This is a genomic window from Defluviimonas salinarum (genome assembly GCF_026013545.1).
Lineage (GTDB): Bacteria > Pseudomonadota > Alphaproteobacteria > Rhodobacterales > Rhodobacteraceae > Albidovulum > Albidovulum salinarum.
Map to the genome: position 1 here is coordinate 35,069 of NZ_JAPDOG010000002.1, position 18,583 is coordinate 53,651.

The following is an 18,583-nucleotide window of genomic DNA, read 5'->3' on the forward strand; positions in this document are numbered from 1 at the left end:
CCAGTCAAAGGTCGCACATGAGCCGCATCGACGACACCAAGGACTTCATCCCGGTCCGCATCGCCGTCCTCACCGTCTCGGATACGCGGTCGATGGCCGAGGACCGCTCCGGCGACACTCTGGTGGCGCGGCTGACCGAGGCCGGGCACCGCCTCGCCCACCGCGACATCGTGCAGGATGAGCGGGACCGGATCGCCGCGCGGCTTCGCGACTGGATCGCCGATCCGGAGGTCGACGTGATCCTCACGACCGGGGGCACCGGGCTCACCGGGCGCGACGTCACGGTCGAGGCGCACCGCGACGTCTACGAGAAGGAGATCGAGGCCTTCGGCACCGTCTTCACCATCGTCTCGATGCAGAAGATCGGCACCTCTGCGGTGCAGAGCCGTGCCTGCGGCGGGGTCGCGGGCGGCACCTACCTCTTCGCGCTGCCGGGCAGCCCCGGCGCCTGCAAGGACGCTTGGGACGAGATCCTGAAGTGGCAGTTCGACTACCGCCACCGGCCCTGCAACTTCGTCGAGATCATGCCGCGCCTCGACGAGCATCTGCGACGGAAGTAACGGCTTCGCGCGTTCAACCCTTTGGACTTGGAGGATTTGCGCTCCGGGTCTAGGATTTCTGCGCTGCGGGGCAACGAAACGGGAACCGATGCGATTTCTCCTGCGCAGCCTTGCCGGGCTGTTCCTTCTTGCGCTGACAATCGCGCTTCTGGCGGTGGCCGGGGCCACGCTCAGATCGGCGTTCGAGGCGCGCAATGCCGACAAGGGCAATAGCCGCCCGGCGGAGGAGCGGGTCTTCACCGCGCGGGTGATCACGCTGGAGCCCAGCCGAATCGCCCCGGAGATGACCGTGTTCGGAGAGGTCAGGAGCCGCCGCAAGCTGGAGCTCCGGGCCGCCGCCGCCGGGCAGATCGTCGAGCTCGCCCCCGATTTCGCCGACGGCGCGGTGGTCGCGGCGGGCCAGCTCCTGGTGCGGATCGACCCCGCCGATGCTCAGTCGGCGCGTGATCTCGCGCGGACCGGCCTGCGCGAGGCCGAGGCCGAGGTGCGCGACGCGGCTCGTGCGCTGGAGCTTGCGCAGGCCGATCTCGACGCCGCCAAGGCGCAGGCGGCGCTCCGGGCCAAGGCGCTTGAGCGGCAGACCGGGCTGGCCGGGCGTGGCATCGGCACGGCGGCCGATCTCGAAACGGCGGAGCTTGCGATGTCGAACGCCCGACAGGCCATCGTCTCGCGCCGCCAGGCGCTCGCAGAGGCCGAGGGCCGCGTCGACCGGGCGGCGACCTCGCTCGACCGCCAGCATCTCGCGCTGGCCGAGGCCGAGCGGCGGCTCGCGGAAACCGAGCTCAGGGCCGGTTTCTCGGGGGTTCTCTCCGGGGTGACGGTGGTCGCGGGCGGGCTCGTGGCCAAGACAGAGAAGCTCGGCGAGTTGATCGACCCCACGACTCTCGAGGTCGCCTTCCGGGTCTCCACCGCGCAATATGCGCGGTTGATCGACGAGGCGGGGCGGCTGCGGCCGTTGCCGGTCCGGGCCGCGCTCGACGTCTTCGGCGCCGATCTCGCCGCCGGGGGGCGGCTGGCGCGGGTCGATGCGGCGGTCGGGGAGGGTGCCAGCGGGCGGCTGGTCTTCGCCACGCTCGGCGACGCGCCGGGCTTCCGGCCGGGCGATTTCGTGACGATAAGGATCGCCGAGCCGCCGCTCGACGGCGTGGCGCTGGTGCCCGCCGTCGCGGTCGGCTCCGACGGCACGGTGCTGGCGCTCGGTCCCGACGACCGGCTCGAAGCGGTGCCGGTCGAGTTGCTCCGGCGCCAGGGCGATGACGTGATCCTCGCCGTCGACGCGCTTCAGGGCCGCGAGATCGTGGTCGAGCGCACCGCGCTCCTCGGCGCGGGCATCAGGGTCCGGCCGGTGCGCGGCGGGGCGGCGACCGGGGTGGCGGGCGAGGCGCTTATCGACCTCACGCCCGAACGCCGCGCGGCCCTCATCGCCTTCGTCGAGAACTCGGCCGCGATGGCCGAGGAGGCCAAGGCGCGGGTGCTCGCCAAGCTCCGCGAGGACCGGGTGCCGGCCGAGATCGTCGAGCGCCTCGAATCGCGGATGGGGGGCTGAGGCGGTGGCCGCGCCGCGCGACAGGCTGGGCGCCGCGGGCGGGATCCTGTCCTATTTCACCCGCCACGCGACGGCGGCGAACCTCGTCCTCGTGCTCTTCATCGCCGCCGGGCTCGCGGCGCTGCCGCGGATGCGGGCGCAGTATTTCCCCGACGTGGTGATCCAGGAGGTCACCGTCACGACCGAATGGGAGGGGGCCGGGGCCGAGGATGTCGACCGTGGCATCGTCCAGCTTCTGGAACCGGCGCTGATCGCGGTCGAGGGCGTGGCCGAGGTCTCCTCGGTCGCGCGCGAGGGCTCGGCCGCGGTGACGCTGGAATTCGAGCCCGACTGGGATCTTGGCCGCGCGGTGGACGAGGTCGAGGCGGCGGTCGCCGCCGTGACCGGCCTGCCCGACGACGCCGAGCGGCCCGAGGTCCGGCGCAGCGCCTGGCGCGACCGGGTCACGAACCTCGTGCTCACCGGGCCGGTGGCGCCCGACCAGCTGACCCGGCTCGCCGACGAGCTGCTGGCACGGCTTTTCGAGGCCGGGGTTACGCGCGCCTCGGTCGAGGGGCTCGCGGCGCCCGAGGTGGTGATCGAGGTGGCGACGCTCGAACTGATGCGCCACGACCTGACGCTCGCCGGGATCGCCGAGCGGGTCGGCGCCGAGGCCGAGGCCGATCCGGCGGGCGAGCTAGGCGGCGGCGCGGCGCGGCTCAGGACCGGGACCGAGCGGCGGAGCCCCGACACGCTTCGGGCCATCGTGCTGCGCTCCGAGCCCGACGGCACCGCGCTGACACTTGGCGATGTGGCGCGGATCACCGTGGCGGGCGGCAATGACGTCCACGCCTATTACGTCGGCGACGCGCCCGCAGTCGTGCTGCGGGTCGACCGCTCGGCCGAGGGCGACGCGATCGCGATCCAGCGCAGTGTTGAAGCGGTGGCCGAGGCGATGCGGCCGTCGCTGCCCGCGGGCGTGACGATCGACCTGATCCGGGTGCGGTCCGACGACATCAGCGCCCGGCTCGACATCCTGCTCGACAATGGCGCGATGGGGCTCGCGCTGGTGGTCTCGCTGCTGTTCCTGTTCCTCAATGCGCGGACGGCGTTCTGGGTGGCGGCCGGGATCCCGGTGGCGATGCTCGCGGCGGTGGCGCTGATGCATGCTTCCGGCCTGACCCTCAACATGATCTCGCTCTTCGCGCTGATCCTGACGCTCGGCATCGTCGTCGACGACGCGATCGTGGTGGGCGAGCACACCGACTTCCGCGTCCGGCAACTGGGCGAGGCGCCGTTCACCGCGGCCGAGACCGCGGTCCGGCGGATGGCGGCGCCGGTCTTCTCCTCGACCGTGACCACGGTCATCGCGTTTCTCGGGCTGACCGCGATCTCGGGCCGTTTCGGCGATCTGATCGCCGACATTCCCTTCACCATCAGTGTCGTCCTCATCGCCTCGCTGCTCGAAGCCTTCCTGATCCTGCCGAACCACATGGCCCATTCGCTGTCGAAAGCGGCGCGCGGGCATTGGTATGACGCGCCGAGCCGGGTGATGAACCGCGGCCTTGGCTGGGTCCGCGAACGCCTGTTCCGCCCGCTCACCCGCGCCGTGATCGCCGCGCGCTACCCGGTGCTCGCGGCGGCGCTGGCGCTTCTCGCCTTCGAAGTCGGGCAGTTCATTCGCGGCGATGTCTACTGGCGGTTCTTCGACCGGCCGGAACGCGCCTCGATCACCGGCAATTTCGCGATGCTGCCGGGCGCCACCCGCGAGGACAGCGTCGAGGTGATGCGCGCGCTCCAGGAAAGCGTCGAGACGGTCGCCGCGAAATACCGCGACGAGTTCGGGGTCGAGCCGCTCGACTACGTCATCGCCGAGGTCGGCGCCAATTCCTGGCCGCGGCTCGCCAGCGCCGAGACCAAGGACCCGGACCATCTCGGCTCGATCTCGATCGACCTCGTCGATCCCGACCTCAGGAGCTGGTCGGCCTTCGAGTTCACCGCCGACCTGCAGGAGGCCGCGCCCGGCCATCCGATGCTGGAGGAGCTGTCCTACCGCAGCTGGCGCCACGGGCCCGGCGGTGCGGCGCTCGACGTCCAGTTGAGCGGGGCGGACGCCGACACGCTGAAGGCCGCCGCCGAGGCGCTGAAGCGGGCGCTTGCCCCGTTCCCCGAGGTCTCGGCGCTCGAGGACAGCCTGCCCTATGACAAGGACGAGCTGGTGCTCGAGCTGACGCCGCAGGGCCGCGCGCTCGGCTTCACGGTCGAGGCCCTGGGGCGCGAGCTCCGCAACCGGCTGAGCGGGATCGAGTCCGCGACCTTCCCCGCCGGCACCCGCACCGCGAAGATCCGGGTGGAGCTGCCGGAACGCGAACTCAGCGCGGACTTCCTTGACCGCACGCTCCTGCGCAGCGCGGCCGGGGCCTATGTGCCGCTTTCGGACATCGTCACGGTGACGGCCCGCAGCGGCTTCTCGACGATCCGGCGCGAGATGGGGCAAAGGGTGGTCTCGGTGACCGGCGATCTTTCGGAGGATTCGCCGGAACGCGCCACCGAGATCGCCGACGCGCTCGAGACCGAGATCCTGCCGCGGCTCGCCGAGGATTACGGCGTCGCCTACCGCCTGTCGGGGTTGCGCGCGGAGGAGGACACGTTCCTTTCGGACGCGTTCTTCGGGCTGATCGCGGCGCTCACGGGGATCTACGCGGTGCTGGCCTGGATCTTCTCGAGCTGGACCCGGCCGCTCGTCGTCATGGCGGTAATCCCCTTCGGCCTCATCGGCGCGATCCACGGTCATGCGGCCTGGGAACTGCCGCTGTCGATGTTCTCGGTCGTGGGGCTGATCGGCATGTCGGGGATCATCATCAACGACGCGATCGTGCTGATCACCACGGTCGACGACTATGCCCGCCGCCGCGCCTTCGCCGAGGCGGTGGTCGACGCGGTGGCCGACCGGCTCCGGCCGGTGATGCTGACCACGGCGACGACGGTGCTCGGTCTCGCGCCGCTGCTCTACGAGGGCTCGCGGCAGGCGCAGTTCCTGAAGCCGACGGTGATCACGCTCTGCTACGGGCTCGGCTTCGGAATGTTCCTCGTGCTCCTCGCGGTGCCGGCGCTGCTCGCCGTGCAGCAGGACATCGCGGCCATGCTGCGCGCCACCCGCCGCGCAGCGCGGAACCGGGCGCTGCGCCCGCTCATGGCCGGCGTCGCCCTGGCGCTTTTGGGGGCGTTCGGCGTGCTTCTGGCGCCCGCGCTTCTCGGCGGGGAGGCGATGGCGCCGGCACTCGGGCGGTTCACGCTCGCCGCCGCGGCGGTGACGCTGGCGGCGACAGGGTTCGGGATCTGGTCGCTGATGCGGCGGCGAGGACGGGTCTAGCCGGTGCAGCCCTGAAGGTCGACGGCCCGGCCGGAGCCGCCGAAGACCGTGATATGCACCGACGAGCGGTCGAGCGCGAAGGGCGCGGCGTTCGATGGCACCAGGTCGGCCACGGCCACGAGGTCGCCGCCCGCGCGCACCGTCTCGGCCTGCGAGACCCAGATGCTGCGGTCGGCAAGTTCGACCACCGCGAATTCCTCCGGGCCGATCTGCGGCATGGTCAGTTCCGAGGTCAGCCGCAGCCCGTCGCGGATCGGCTCGACCGAGCAGCGCGCCCGGGACAGGCCGGCCGTCGCGGCGGGTTCGGGCTGATTGGCGAGCGCCGAGCGGATCATCGGGTCGGGCCCCCCCGCGGGGTCGAGATCGGCCGCCACGTCGAACGAGACCGGAACGCAGACCGTTTCGCAGACGCCGAGGTCGATCCGTCCGCTGACCGACATCGGCCGGTCGGCGACGGCGGGGCGGAACTCGATCGGCAGGACCAGTTCGTCACGATAGCCGGCGAAGCGCAGGCCGTTGAGGTCAAAAAGCTCCGGTGTCGGCCAGTGGATCGTCGCATCGGCGATGTTGGCCGAACCGCTCCAGTCGAACTGCGGCGGGAATCCGGCTTCGCCGGGCGCGCGCCAGTAGGTCTTCCAGCCCGGCGCCAGAGTCAGGTGCAGCGCCGCCATCTGGGTGCCGCTCTCGGTTCGCCAGCCGCCGCGGATCTCGGCCGCGACGAGGTTCGCGGGCAGGTCCTGGGCGGCAACCGTCGCGGGCAGGAGGGCAAGGACGGCGGGCAGCGCCAGGGCAAGGGAGCGGGCTTTGATCATAAGGTGAAGCTATGCCGTTTGCCGGCGATTGGAAGTCACAACCGCGTCCCTCACGAAGAGTTTTGTCGGCAATCGCCCTTGTATCCGGCCCCGACTGGCGCGATCTTGGAGACGGGAGGTCCCGATATGAACCTCAGTGGCAAGTTACTGATCGCAATGCCCGGAATGGGCGATCCACGGTTCGATCACAGCGTCGTCTTCATCTGCGCCCATTCCGGCGATGGCGCGATGGGGCTCATCGTCAACAAACCCGCGCGCGACCTGTCATTCGACCAGCTCCAGGAACAGCTCGGCATCACCCGCACAGACCGTTCGAAGGCGATTCGGGTGCATTTCGGCGGCCCGGTCGAACATGCCCGCGGCTTCGTGCTGCATTCGGCCGATTACGGCGGCGAGGGCACGACGCTTCAGGTCGACGACCATTTCGGGATGACCGCGACGCTCGACATTCTCGAGGCGATCGCCCAGGGCCGCGGACCGTCGGAATCGATCCTCGCGCTCGGCTATGCGGGCTGGGGGCCGGGGCAGCTCGAAGGCGAGATCCTCTCGAACGGCTGGCTGACCTGCGACGCCAATCCCGACCTTGTCTTCTCCGACCAGGACGAGCGCAAGTGGACCCGCGCGCTGAAGACGCTCGGGGTCGACCCGCTCACGCTTTCCTCGGCCGCGGGCCACGCCTGAGGTCAGCTGCCCGAAACCCCGACCTTGACCATGCCGCTGACGCTGAGGCCCGGCGCGGGCTCGTCCGCCGGCGGCTTCGGCGGGCCGTCGGCGCCGCAGCCGGCGGGCAGCGCGAGCAGGATCAAGGACGCGATGAGGGCCCTCATGCCAGCGCCTCCTTCCAGCGGGCGATCTGGGCGCGCACCTGATCCGGCGCGGTGCCGCCGTAGCTCTGCCGGCTCGCCACCGAGTTGTGGACGCCGAGGACGGTATAGACTTCCTCGGTGATGCCGGCATGGGCCGACCGCATGTCGGCGAGGCTCAGGTCCGGCAGGTCGCAGCCCTGCTTCTCGGCCAGCGCGACGAGGCTGCCGGTGACGTGATGGGCGTCGCGGAACGGCAGGCCGAGCGCGCGCACGAGCCAATCGGCGAGGTCGGTCGCGGTCGAGAAACCCGAGGCGGCGGCGCGCTCGAGGTTGGCGCGGTTCGCGGTCATGTCGCGCACCATCCCCTCCATCGCGGCGAGCGCGAGCATCAGGTTGTCGGCGGCGTCGAAGACCTGCTCCTTGTCCTCCTGCATGTCCTTGGAATAGGCCAAGGGCAGCCCCTTCATCACCATCATCAGCGCGACATTGGCACCCATGATCCGGCCGATCTTGGCGCGAATGAGCTCGGCCGCGTCGGGGTTCTTCTTCTGCGGCATGATCGAGGAGCCGGTGGAGAAGCGGTCCGAGAGGGCGACGAAGCGGAACTGCGCCGAGGACCAGATCACCAGTTCCTCGGCGAAACGCGACAGATGCATCGCGGTGATCGAGGCGGTGGCGAGAAACTCCAGCGCGAAATCGCGGTCGGAGACGGCGTCGAGCGAATTGGCCATCGGCCGGTCGAAGCCGAGCGCCGCGGCGGTCATGTGGCGGTCGATCGGGAACGAGGTGCCGGCGAGCGCGGCGGCACCAAGGGGGCATTCGTTCATCCGGGCGCGCGCGTCGCGGAAGCGGGTGACGTCACGGCCGAACATCTCGACATAGGCCATCATGTGGTGGCCCCAGGTCACCGGCTGCGCTGTCTGGAGATGGGTGAAGCCCGGCATCACCCAGTCGGCCCTCGCCTCGGCCTGTGCGAGAAGCGCCTTCTGCAGCGCGGTGAGCCCCTCGATCGCGGCGTCGGCCTGGTCGCGGACCCAGAGCCGGAAGTCGGTCGCGACCTGGTCGTTGCGGCTCCGCGCGGTATGGAGCCGGCCGGCCGGTTCGCCGATCACCTCCTTCAGCCGCGCCTCCACGTTCATGTGGATGTCCTCGAGCGCGGTCGAAAAGGCGAGCTTTCCGGTCTCGATCTCTGACAAGACCGTGAGCAGGCCTTCCCGGATCGCCTCGACATCTTTATCGCTGAGAATGCCCGTCGCCGCGAGCATCGCGGCATGGGCGCGGGACCCGGCGATGTCCTGGGCGAAGAGCCGCTTGTCGAAGCCGATCGAGGCGTTGATCGCCTCCATGATCGCGTCCGGCCCGGCGGCGAAGCGCCCGCCCCACATCGCGTTCTGGTTTCTGTCGGTCATATCTCGCCCCCGGAGGCTCACATGCGCTGGTTTCTGTCCGCCGTCCTCTACACGGCCCTCGCGTTCGGTGCAAATGCGGCCTTGGCCGGCACCGCCGAGCTCGAGGCCTTGCGCGAGGGGGCGATGAAGAAGCTGATGTTCCATGCCGAGCCGGCCGAGGTCCCGGACGTGGCCTTCACCGATCCCGAGGGCGGCGCGCACCGGCTGGCCGACTGGCGCGGCAAGTATGTGCTGGTAAACTTCTGGGCGACCTGGTGCGCGCCCTGCCGCGCGGAGCTGCCGGCGCTCGACGCGCTGAACCGCGATTTCGGCGGCGCGGACTTCGCGGTGGTGACGATCGCCACCGGCCGCAACCCGGTTCCGGCGATCACCCGGCTCTTCGGCGAGGTCGGGGTCGAGGGGCTGCCGGTCTTGCTCGACCCGAAGCAGGACCTTGCCCGCGACATGGGCGTTTTCGGTCTGCCGGTCAGCGTGCTTCTCGACCGCGACGGCCGCGAGATCGCGCGGATGGCGGGCGACGCGGACTGGAACGGCGAGAGCGCGCGAGCCATCGTCGCGGCGCTCCTCGCGGGGGGCTGAGGCGCCTCGGACAGGGCGCCGGGGGTTTCACACCCCCGGACCCCCGTGGGGTATTGAGGCAATGAAGAAGATCAGGCGAGCCGCGCCACCCGGTCATGGGCCGGGCAGGTGACGATGTGGTCGTTGACCATGCCGACGGCCTGCATGAAGGCATAGGTGATCGTCGGGCCGCAGAAGCGGAAGCCGGCCCTCTTCAGGTCTTTCGAGATCCGTTCGGACAGCGGGGTCGAGGCGGGCACCTCGGCCATGGCGCGGAACCGGTTCTGGAGCGGCGCGCCCTCGACATAACGCCACAGAAAGTGGTCGAAGCCCTCGCGCTCGGCGATCGCGAGATAGGCGCGCGCGTTGCCGATCGTCGCCTCGATCTTGGCGCGCGAGCGCACGATCCCCGAATCGGTGAGGAGCCGGGCGACATCGGCCTCGCCCCAGAGCGCCACGGTCTCGGGATGGAAGCCTTCGAACGCGGCGCGGAAATTGTCGCGCTTCTTCAGGATCGTGAGCCAGCTCAACCCGGCCTGGAAGCCGTCGAGAACGAGCTTTTCCCACAGCGCCCGCGGGTCGCGTTCCGGGGCGCCCCATTCGGTATCGTGATAGTCGACATAGATCGGTTCGGTTCCGCACCAGGCGCAGCGTTCTGCCATTGGCCCCTCCGGCTTCGCCGTGCCGAGGCAATTTTGGTCCCGGTTTACGGCTTGTTATCCCCTTTTGCCCAATCTGGGCGCTGACGGCGAGGAGATTGTGGATGCAAGACCGCGGCAAGTTCAGACAGACGCCACCCGACCCGGCCCAGGACAGCCCGCTCAGCGCGGCCGTCAACCAGCGCGACCGGAATGTTCTGACGATGGTCCGCGACGCGGTTGAGCGGCGCGATGTCCGGCTCGCGTTTCAGCCTGTCGTCCAGTCCGCTCTGCCGGGAGCGCCGGCCTTCTACGAGGGCCTGATCCGGATCCTCGACGAGACCGGCCGGATCATTCCGGCGCGGGAGTTCATGGACCGGGTCGAGACCATGGAGCTTGGCCGGATTCTCGACTGCCTGGCGCTGGAGATGGGTTTGAACGCGCTGAAGCGGGATCCGACGCTGCGGCTGGCCATCAACATGTCGGCGCGCTCGATCGCCTATCCGCGCTGGACCCGGATCCTCAGGAAGGGGTTGTCGGAGGACCGGACCGTCGCGGAGCGGTTGATTCTCGAGATCACCGAGTCGTCGGCGATGCTGGTGCCGGACACGGTCGCCGTCTTCATGGCCGACCTGCAGTCGGAGGGGATCTCCTTCGCGCTCGACGATTTCGGGGCGGGGTTCACCTCGTTCCGGTATCTGCGGGATTTCTACTTCGACATCCTGAAGATCGACGGCCAGTTCATCCGGGGAGTCGCCGACAGTCCCGACAACCAGGTTCTCACTCAGGCCATGCTGTCGCTCGCGCGGCACTTCGACATGTTCGCCGTGGCCGAATCCGTCGAGACGGCGCGGGACGCCGCCTGGCTCACGGGAATCGGCATGGATTGCCTGCAGGGCTACTACTTCGGCGCGCCGTCGATGACGCCTCCCTGGAAGCTCCCGACACCTGCGCAGCGCGCCTGATCCGAGAGAGGCCGAATGCTGCGAATTTCGCGGGCTGAGAGACGTAATCTTTCGGTTAAGCTTGACGCGCCCGTTCCATTGATCATGCTGCGGAGCGGCGCGAGGGCCTCACCTGTCTTCGCGCGGAAATCGCGCCAGAATGAGGACCCGGACTATGACCAATGTCGTGATCGTCTCCGCCGCCCGCACCGCCGTGGGCAGCTTCAACGGCTCTTTCGCCAATACGCCCGCCCATGATCTCGGGGCCGCCGTGCTCGAGGCCGTCGTGGCCCGGGCGGGCATCGACAAGGCGGAGGTCAGCGAGACGATCCTCGGTCAGGTCCTGACCGCGGGCCAGGGCCAGAACCCGGCCCGGCAGGCCCATATCAAGGCCGGCCTGCCGCAGGAAAGCGCGGCCTGGTCGATCAACCAGGTCTGCGGCTCGGGCCTGCGCTCGGTGGCGCTCGCGGCCCAGCATATCCAGCTTGGCGACGCCGCGATCGTCGCGGCGGGCGGGCAGGAGAACATGTCGCTTTCCCCCCATGTCGCGCATCTGCGCGCGGGCCAGAAGATGGGCGACATGTCGTTCATCGATTCGATGATCAAGGACGGGCTCTGGGACGCGTTCAACGGCTACCACATGGGCACCACGGCCGAGAACGTCGCGACCAAGTGGCAGATCAGCCGCGAGATGCAGGACGAGTTCGCGGTGGCCAGCCAGAACAAGGCCGAGGCCGCGCAGAAGGCCGGCAAGTTCGCCGACGAGATCGCGGCCTTCACCGTGAAGACGCGCAAGGGCGACATCGTGGTGGATCAGGACGAATACATCCGCCACGGCGCGACCATCGACGCGATGACGAAGCTGCGCCCCGCCTTCTCCAAGGACGGCACGGTGACGGCCGCCAACGCCTCGGGCATCAATGACGGTGCCGCGGCGGTTCTCTTGATGTCCGCCGAGGAGGCCGCGAAACGCGGTCTCACGCCGCTGGCGCGGATCGCTTCCTATGCGACCGCGGGCCTCGATCCGGCGATCATGGGCGTCGGCCCGATCCACGCGAGCCGCAAGGCGCTCGAGAAGGCCGGCTGGAAGGCGGCCGACCTCGACCTCGTCGAGGCCAACGAGGCGTTCGCGGCGCAGGCCTGCGCGGTCAACAAGGACATGGGCTGGGATCCGGCAAAGGTCAACGTGAACGGCGGCGCCATCGCCATCGGCCACCCGATCGGCGCCTCCGGCGCGCGGATCCTCAACACGCTCCTGTTCGAGATGAAGCGGTCGGGTGCCAGGAAGGGCCTCGCCACGCTCTGCATCGGCGGCGGCATGGGTGTCGCCATGTGCCTCGAACGCGCCTGACGCCCACTTTTTTCTGCAAATGCGAAAAACGCGGGCGCAATAATGTTGCGCCCGCGAAATCGTTTCGGTAACAGGATTTCAAGAAGGCTCGCTCAATAGGAGGAATCATGTCGAGGGTTGCACTGGTCACTGGCGGTTCGCGCGGCATTGGCGCCGCGATCTCCGTCGCGCTGAAGGCTGCCGGCTACAAGGTTGCGGCGAACTACGCCGGCAACGACGAGGCGGCGGCCGCTTTCAACAAGGAAACCGGCATTCCGGTCTACAAGTGGAACGTCGCCGACTACGAAGCTTCTAAGGCGGGCATCGCCAAGGTCGAGGCCGACCTCGGCCCGGTCGATGTGGTGGTCGCCAACGCCGGCATCACCCGCGACGTGCCGTTCCACAAGATGAGCCCGGAGCAGTGGCAGCAGGTCATCGACACCAACCTGACCGGCGTCTTCAACACCGTGCACCCGGTCTGGCCGGGTATGCGTGACCGCAAGTTCGGCCGCGTCATCGTGATTTCGTCGGTGAACGGCCAGAAGGGCCAGTTCGCGCAGGTCAACTATGCCGCCACCAAGGCGGGCGACATCGGCATCGTGCGCAGCCTCGCGCAGGAGGGCGCCCGCGCCGGGATCACCGCCAACGCCGTCTGCCCGGGCTACATCGCCACCGAGATGGTGATGGCGGTGCCGGAGAAGGTGCGGGAATCGATCATCGCGCAGATCCCTGCCGGCCGACTGGGCGAACCCGAGGAAATCGCGCGCTGCGTGGCCTTCCTTGCCTCGGATGACGCGCAGTTCATCAACGGCTCCACGATCTCGGCCAACGGGGCGCAGTTCTTCGGCTGATCTCAGCCACAGGGTTTGCAAGGGGCCGGTTGCGTGCGACCGGCCCCTTCTTCTGTCGTAACGACCCGGAAGGGACGAGCGGCAGAAGGTTCCGAAAAGAGGGCGCGCACCATGTCGGAGAGCGCCCTCGCGCGGGCCCGGTGCGCCGCCGCGTAGACCCTGGCGTGCTCGGCTGTCGGGACGGTTTCGATCATCGCGGCCTCCATTCCCAAAAATTTCTTGACTGAACATGATGTAAGGCGCTGCAATGTTGCCTACAAACGAGAGTTTTTCGGGTTTCAGACAAGTATTACTTGACCGGAATGAGCGACCGCACGCCCCCGCTGACCGCGCTCCGCGCCTTCGAGGCGGCGGCCCGGCATCTGAGCTTCGCCAAGGCGGCGGCGGAGCTCAACGTCACGCCGGCGGCGCTGTCGTTCCAGATCCGCACGCTCGAGGAGCATCTCGGCCAGCCGGTGTTCCGGCGGCTCAACCGGGCGGTGGAGCTGACCGAGGCCGGCCGCGCCCTGCAGCCGGGGCTCGCCGAGGGCTTCGCGGCGCTCTCCGCCGCCTGGCGGGCCGCGCGGCGGCTCGGCGAGGGCCAGAGCCTGACCGTCACCGCCGGCCCCGCCTTCACCGCGAAATGGCTGGCGCCGCGGCTCTTCGACTTCGCCCGCGCCCATCCCGGGATCGAGCTGCGCTTCGCCGCCAGCCTGCGGCTCATGGATCTGCGCCGTGACGAGGTCGATGTCGCGATCCGCTTCGGCACCAGCCCCGATGACGGGCTCTGTTCGGTGCCGCTGATCCGCGAATGGCTGAGCCCGATGATGGTGCCGGAACTCGCCCGGCGCATGACGCGGCCGGAGGACCTCGGCGAGGTCGTGCTGCTGCATCAGGACGATGTGAGCTTCATCCGCCCGCCGGTCGACTGGGCGGCCTGGTTTGCCGCGGCGGGGCTCGGGGAGCCGCCGTCGGGCGGTCCGCGCTTTTCGCAGGCCGATCACGCGATCGACGCGGCGCTGAGCGGGGCCGGCGTGATTCTCGGCCGGTTCTCGCTCGCGCATCACGCGCTCCGGTCCGGCCAACTCGTGGCGCCGTTCGAGATCGCCCTGACCACCGCGGCGCAGTACCGCTTCCTCTGCCTGCCCGGCACCGAGGAGCGGCCGCATGTCAGGCTCTTCCGCGACTGGCTGTTGCAGGAAGCCGCGGCGATGTCCGCCTGCGAGGCGGGAAAGCGGCTGGTGCCCTCGGCGTGATGGGCCTGGACATAGAAAAGGCGCCGCTCGGGGGCGGCGCCTTGCTGCAACTCGTAGAAATCAGGCCTCGGTGAGGCGGGCGATTTCCTCCTTGATCCGCAGTTTCTGCTTTTTCATATCGGCGATCGCGAGATCGTCATAGCCGGGATGGCGCTGCGCCTCCTCGACGGCTTCGGACAGGTTTTGGTGTTTCTTGCGAAGTTCCTGCAGGTGCGAACCCAGCGACATTATTGTCTCCTCTCCTGTGAACCTTGTCACAATCCCATCACATTCCTTTTGCCATGTCACGCGGAACAATGCCGCATCGCATGCCTTTCGACTGTGACGGCGAAACCTTGCCTCGCGGCTAACGGCCTATAGCTGAATGGCCGCTCCGTCGCGAAGGATCGCGCGCGCGGCGGCGGTGTGATCGTCGCCATCGGCGAGGTGTCCGGCGCCCTCGTGCAGAATCAGCGGTGCGAGCAGCCGGAACGGGGCGCGGCCGCCCTTGCGGGCGCGCAGGATGATCCGCCCCGCCGGCCGCCCCGCCCGCGCCGCGATCGGCAGGAGGGTGAGGCTGCCGGCACCGGGACCGAGCGCGCCGATGAGGTCGGGAAGGCGGTCCGCCGACTGGATGACCGTCAGCCAGCCGCCGGGCCTGAGTCGCCTGAGACCCGCAGCCATCCAGACCGCGAGCGGAGTCGCCTCGCGTAGCGCGGTCTCGCGTCCGGGATCGGCGGCGGCGGTGCCGCCGCCGGCCGGGTAATAGGGCGGATTGGCGATCACATGATCGAAGCTCTGCGCCCGGAGCGCGGCCGGCACCGCCTGAAGATCGCCCTCGACCACTTCGAAGGAAAGCCCGTTGCGGTCCGCGTTCCGCCGTGCCAGTGCCGCATAGGCGGCCTGCAGCTCAAGCCCGGTCAGGCGAAGCCCGGCCACACGGGCGCCGAGGCAAAGACTCGCCACGCCCGCGCCGCAGCCAAGCTCCAGCACGCTCTCGCCGGGCTTCGCCGGCACGGCGGCGGCTAGGAGGACCGGGTCCATCGCCGCGCGGTAGCCACCCTTCGGCTGGGCGATGCGCAGCCGGCCGTTCAGGAACCCGTCGTCGGTCAGCTCTGCCTCGGCGAACATCTCAGGTCTCGATCCCGTTGTCCTTCAGGATCGCCGTCGCCATGAAGTGATCGGCGTCCCGCACCATCAGCCGGCGCGGCAAAATGCCGATGGATCCTTCCAGCACGCTCATGTGGACGTCCATCTGAAACGCCGTTATACCCTCTGCCTCAAGCAGGGCTGTCGCGAAGGCGATCCGGGTCGGGTCGGTGGTGCGAAGAAGCTCTTTCATATTCCAAGACTTAAGAACAGAGCCACGGCTTTGTCGAGTGGCCACGGGATGACGATGGGTTTGGACGAGACCGCGCAGAAACCTCACGACCGGCTGAGCGCCCATCTCGCGGCGGATATGGAGCGCGTGAACGCGCTGATCCGGCGCCGCATGGCCTCCGAGCACGCGCCGCGCATTCCCGAGGTCACCGCGCATCTCGTCGAAGCCGGCGGCAAGCGGCTGCGGCCGATGCTGACGCTCGCCGCCGCGCGGCTCTGTGGCTACGAGGGCGACCACCACATCCGCCTCGCCGCGACGGTGGAGTTCATCCATACCGCGACGCTGCTTCATGACGACGTCGTCGACGAAAGCGCGCAAAGGCGCGGCCGGCCGACCGCCAACCTTCTGTGGGACAACAAGTCTTCGGTTCTGGTCGGGGATTATCTCTTCTCGCGCTCGTTCCAGCTCATGGTGGAGACCGGCTCGCTCCGGGTGCTCGACATCCTGTCGAACGCCTCGGCGACGATCGCCGAGGGCGAGGTGCTGCAGCTGTCGGCGGCGCAGGATCTCAGGACCGACGAGGCGATCTACATGAAGGTGATCCGCGGCAAGACCGCGGCGCTCTTCTCCGCTGCGACCGAGGTCGGCGGGGTGATCGCCGGGGCGCCGGAGGAGCAGGTCGGGGCGCTCTTCACCTATGGCGACGCGCTCGGCATCGCGTTCCAGATCGTCGACGACCTTCTGGACTACGGCGGCTCGACCACGACGATCGGCAAGAATGTCGGTGACGATTTCCGCGAACGCAAGCTGACGCTGCCGGTGATCAAGGCGGTGGCGAAGGCCACGCCCGAGGAGCGAGAGTTCTGGAAGCGGGTGATCGAGAAGGGCGACCAGCGCGAGGGTGATCTCGAGCACGCGATGGCGCTTCTCGCCAGCCACGGCGCGATGGAAGAAACCCGGGCCGAGGCGCTCGGCTGGGCGCAGACAGCAAAGGCGGCGCTCGCGGTGCTGCCGGATCATGCGCTGCGGTCGATGCTTGCCGATCTGGCCGATTACGTGGTGGCGCGCGTCAATTAAAACCTCGCCTGCGTGACGCGGCGTCCCGCGTGACAGCATCCGGCGCATTGGACATGGTGGCCCCATCGCAAGGAGCCCTCATGTCACTCTACCCCCATATGCTCGCGCCGCTGGATCTCGGCCATGTGACGCTGCCGAACCGCGTCCTGATGGGGTCGATGCACACCAATCTGGAGGAGACGAAGGATTGGAACCGGGTGGCGGAGTTCTATGCCGCCCGCGCCCGCGGCGGGGTGGCGCTGATGGTCACCGGCGGCATGGCGCCGAACCGCGAGGGCGGGGTGTTTCCCGGCGCCGCGGGCCTTTTCACGCCCGAGGACATCGCCAATCACCGGCTGGTCACCGAACGCGTCCACGCCGAGGGCGGGCGGATCGCGATGCAGATCCTTCATGCCGGCCGCTATGCCTACGGGCCCAACTGCGTCGCGCCCTCGGCGATCAAGTCGCCGATCTCGCCCTTTCCGCCGATCGAGCTCGACGAGGCCGGGATCGAGAAGCAGATCGCCGATATCGCGACCGCCGCGGCCCGCGCCCGCGAGGCCGGGTACGATGGCGTCGAGGTGATGGGCTCGGAGGGCTATTTCCTCAACCAGTTCCTCGTCACGCACACCAATCGGCGCAGCGACTGCTGGGGCGGCAGCCACGCGAACCGGATGCGGCTGCCAGTCGAGACGGTGCGGCGCGTGCGCGCAGCGGTGGGACCGGATTTCATCCTCATCTACCGGATCTCGTTGATGGATCTGGTGCCCGACGGACAGAGCTGGGATGAGGTCGTGGCGCTGGCGAAGGCGATCGAGGCCGCCGGGGCGTCGATCCTCAATACCGGCATCGGCTGGCACGAGGCGCGGGTGCCGACCATCGCCACCAGCGTGCCGCGCCGCGCCTTCGCCTGGGTGACGAAGAAGCTGATGGGCGAGGTCGCCATTCCCATCGTCACCTCGAACCGCATCAACATGCCCGAGGTCGCCGAGGCGGTTCTGGCCGAAGGATGCGCCGACATGGTGTCGATGGCGCGGCCCTTCCTCGCCGATCCGGACTTCGTGCGGAAGGCCGAGACCGGGCGCGCGGCAGAGATCGCGCCCTGCATCGCCTGCAACCAGGCCTGCCTCGACCACACCTTCGCCGGCCGGATCTCGTCCTGCCTCGTCAATCCCAGGGCCTGCCACGAAACCGAGCTGGTTCTGGCGCCCGCGGCACGGACCAAGCGCATCGCGGTCGTCGGCGCCGGCCCGGCGGGGCTGTCGGCGGCGCTGGCGCTCGACGAGCGCGGGCATGAGGTGACGCTTTTCGACAGGGCGGAGCGGATCGGCGGGCAGCTCAACCTCGCCAAGATGGTGCCGGGCAAGGAGGAGTTTCACGGGCTCGTCGCCTGGTTCGAGACGATGCTCGGCAAGAGCCGGATCGCGACGAGGCTAGGGGCCGAGGCGACGCCGGCCATGCTGGACGGCTTCGACGAGGTGGTCGTCGCGACAGGCGTGCGGCCGCGCGATCCGGGGATTGCGGGCCAGGGCGGCGCCAACACGCTTTCCTATATCGACGTTCTGTCCGGCGCGCCGGTCGGGGAGCGAGTGGCGGTCATCGGCGCCGGCGGAATCGGGTTCGATGTCGCCGAGTTCCTCGTCGAGGCGGGGCAAAGCCCGGCCGTGGACCTGCGCGAATGGATGTCGGAATGGGGCGTGACCGATCCCGAACTTGTCCGCGGAGGTCTCACCAAGGCGCGCCCGCACCCACCCGCGCGGAAAGTGACGCTGATGCAGCGCAAGCCGGGCAAGCCGGGGCGCACACTCGGCAAGACCACGGGCTGGATCCACCGCGCCACGCTCCTGGCCAAGAGCGTGAAGATGCTCGGCGGCGTGAACTATGAACGCATCGATGCCGAGGGGCTTCACGTCACCTTCGGCCCCGACCGCCATGATCCGACCCTGATCGAGGCCGACACGGTCGTCCTTTGCGCCGGGCAGGAAAGCGAGAATCGCCTCGCCGATTCGCTCTCGCGCGCCGGCGTCACGGTCCATGTCATCGGCGGCGCCGACGTCGCGGCGGAACTCGACGCCAAGCGTGCGATCGATCAGGGCACCCGTCTCGCAACGGTGATTTGACGCGCGCCAGCAAAAGCTTGCCGATGATCGGCAAGATGCCGCCCATTCGCGTCTCGACAAAATCTA

18 protein-coding genes are annotated in these 18,583 nt (G+C 69.0%); 11 read left to right on the top strand and 7 right to left on the bottom strand.

All coding sequences use genetic code 11. The annotated features are described in order from the left end of the window. Positions 1–17: 17 nt before the first annotated feature. The 3 genes from moaB (at position 18) to OM960_RS02400 (ending at position 5,458) form a co-directional block, all read left to right on the top strand. A complete protein-coding gene (gene moaB / locus OM960_RS02390; RefSeq protein ID WP_264770973.1) occupies positions 18–560 on the top strand; it encodes a molybdenum cofactor biosynthesis protein B in 543 nt (180 codons plus the stop codon). Positions 561–648: 88 nt separating this feature from the next. Then, positions 649–2,106: an efflux RND transporter periplasmic adaptor subunit gene (locus OM960_RS02395; RefSeq protein WP_264770974.1), complete on the top strand. Its 1,458-nt coding sequence runs from the start codon at positions 649–651 to the stop codon at positions 2,104–2,106. A 4-nt stretch (positions 2,107–2,110) separates the two neighbouring features. Continuing rightward, positions 2,111–5,458: an efflux RND transporter permease subunit gene (locus tag OM960_RS02400; RefSeq protein ID WP_264770975.1), complete on the top strand. Its 3,348-nt coding sequence runs from the start codon at positions 2,111–2,113 to the stop codon at positions 5,456–5,458. Here OM960_RS02400 and OM960_RS02405 read toward each other — a convergent pair. Beyond that, positions 5,455–6,270, bottom strand: coding sequence for a protein-disulfide reductase DsbD domain-containing protein (locus tag OM960_RS02405; RefSeq protein ID WP_264770976.1), 816 nt, complete (start codon positions 6,268–6,270; stop codon positions 5,455–5,457). The two genes, OM960_RS02400 and OM960_RS02405, sit on opposite strands and share 4 nt — an antisense overlap. 126 nt (positions 6,271–6,396) lie before the next feature. On the opposite strand from OM960_RS02405, the gene OM960_RS02410 reads away from it, so the two are divergent. Further along, a complete protein-coding gene (locus OM960_RS02410; protein WP_263336071.1) occupies positions 6,397–6,951 on the top strand; it encodes a YqgE/AlgH family protein in 555 nt (184 codons plus the stop codon). Positions 6,952–6,953: 2 nt separating this feature from the next. Here OM960_RS02410 and OM960_RS02415 read toward each other — a convergent pair whose 3' ends face one another. Together OM960_RS02415 and argH are read right to left on the bottom strand one after the other, a co-directional pair. Next, entirely contained in the window at positions 6,954–7,097 is a 144-nt protein-coding gene (locus OM960_RS02415; protein WP_263336068.1) for an argininosuccinate lyase, read from the bottom strand. After that, positions 7,094–8,485 carry an argininosuccinate lyase gene (argH, locus tag OM960_RS02420; protein WP_264770977.1) on the bottom strand — a complete coding sequence of 464 codons (1,392 nt, stop codon included), beginning with the start codon at positions 8,483–8,485 and terminating at the stop codon, positions 7,094–7,096. Before argH ends, OM960_RS02415 begins: the two co-directional genes overlap by 4 nt. 21 nt (positions 8,486–8,506) lie before the next feature. Between argH and OM960_RS02425 the strand changes: the two genes are divergently transcribed. Then, positions 8,507–9,064: a TlpA family protein disulfide reductase gene (locus OM960_RS02425; RefSeq protein WP_264770978.1), complete on the top strand. Its 558-nt coding sequence runs from the start codon at positions 8,507–8,509 to the stop codon at positions 9,062–9,064. Positions 9,065–9,135: 71 nt separating this feature from the next. Here OM960_RS02425 and OM960_RS02430 read toward each other — a convergent pair whose 3' ends face one another. Further along, the gene (locus OM960_RS02430; RefSeq protein WP_263336061.1) at positions 9,136–9,705 is read right to left on the bottom strand and encodes a DNA-3-methyladenine glycosylase I; all 570 of its coding nucleotides are present in this window, start codon (positions 9,703–9,705) and stop codon (positions 9,136–9,138) included. Positions 9,706–9,806: 101 nt separating this feature from the next. On the opposite strand from OM960_RS02430, the gene OM960_RS02435 reads away from it, so the two are divergent. From OM960_RS02435 to gcvA, 4 genes are all read left to right on the top strand, one after another. Continuing rightward, complete coding sequence (locus tag OM960_RS02435; protein ID WP_263336059.1) at positions 9,807–10,646, top strand: EAL domain-containing protein; 840 nt, start codon at positions 9,807–9,809, stop codon at positions 10,644–10,646. A 154-nt stretch (positions 10,647–10,800) separates the two neighbouring features. Further along, positions 10,801–11,976 carry an acetyl-CoA C-acetyltransferase gene (locus tag OM960_RS02440; RefSeq protein WP_264771126.1) on the top strand — a complete coding sequence of 392 codons (1,176 nt, stop codon included), beginning with the start codon at positions 10,801–10,803 and terminating at the stop codon, positions 11,974–11,976. A gap of 107 nt (positions 11,977–12,083) precedes the next feature. After that, positions 12,084–12,806, top strand: coding sequence for an acetoacetyl-CoA reductase (gene phbB, locus OM960_RS02445; RefSeq protein WP_264770979.1), 723 nt, complete (start codon positions 12,084–12,086; stop codon positions 12,804–12,806). Positions 12,807–13,108: 302 nt separating this feature from the next. After that, on the top strand, positions 13,109–14,041 hold the full coding sequence (gcvA, locus tag OM960_RS02450; protein ID WP_263336056.1) for a transcriptional regulator GcvA: 933 nt from the start codon (positions 13,109–13,111) through the stop codon (positions 14,039–14,041). A 60-nt stretch (positions 14,042–14,101) separates the two neighbouring features. Here the strand turns inward: gcvA and OM960_RS02455 are convergent, their stop codons facing one another. The 3 genes from OM960_RS02455 to OM960_RS02465 all read right to left on the bottom strand — a co-directional run bounded on the left by OM960_RS02455 (position 14,102) and on the right by OM960_RS02465 (position 15,362). Then, entirely contained in the window at positions 14,102–14,269 is a 168-nt protein-coding gene (locus OM960_RS02455; RefSeq protein WP_263336055.1) for a YdcH family protein, read from the bottom strand. Between the two features lie 126 nt (positions 14,270–14,395). Beyond that, positions 14,396–15,151, bottom strand: coding sequence for a tRNA1(Val) (adenine(37)-N6)-methyltransferase (locus OM960_RS02460; RefSeq protein ID WP_264770980.1), 756 nt, complete (start codon positions 15,149–15,151; stop codon positions 14,396–14,398). Between the two features lies 1 nt (position 15,152). Beyond that, positions 15,153–15,362, bottom strand: a complete 210-nt coding sequence (locus tag OM960_RS02465; protein ID WP_263336051.1) for a putative signal transducing protein — start codon at positions 15,360–15,362, stop codon at positions 15,153–15,155. Between the two features lie 54 nt (positions 15,363–15,416). Between OM960_RS02465 and OM960_RS02470 the strand changes: the two genes are divergently transcribed. Both OM960_RS02470 and OM960_RS02475 read left to right on the top strand, forming a co-directional pair. Beyond that, entirely contained in the window at positions 15,417–16,418 is a 1,002-nt protein-coding gene (locus OM960_RS02470) for a polyprenyl synthetase family protein (protein WP_264771127.1), read from the top strand. An 80-nt stretch (positions 16,419–16,498) separates the two neighbouring features. Continuing rightward, entirely contained in the window at positions 16,499–18,517 is a 2,019-nt protein-coding gene (locus OM960_RS02475) for an NADPH-dependent 2,4-dienoyl-CoA reductase (protein WP_264770981.1), read from the top strand. Positions 18,518–18,583 lie beyond the last annotated feature (66 nt).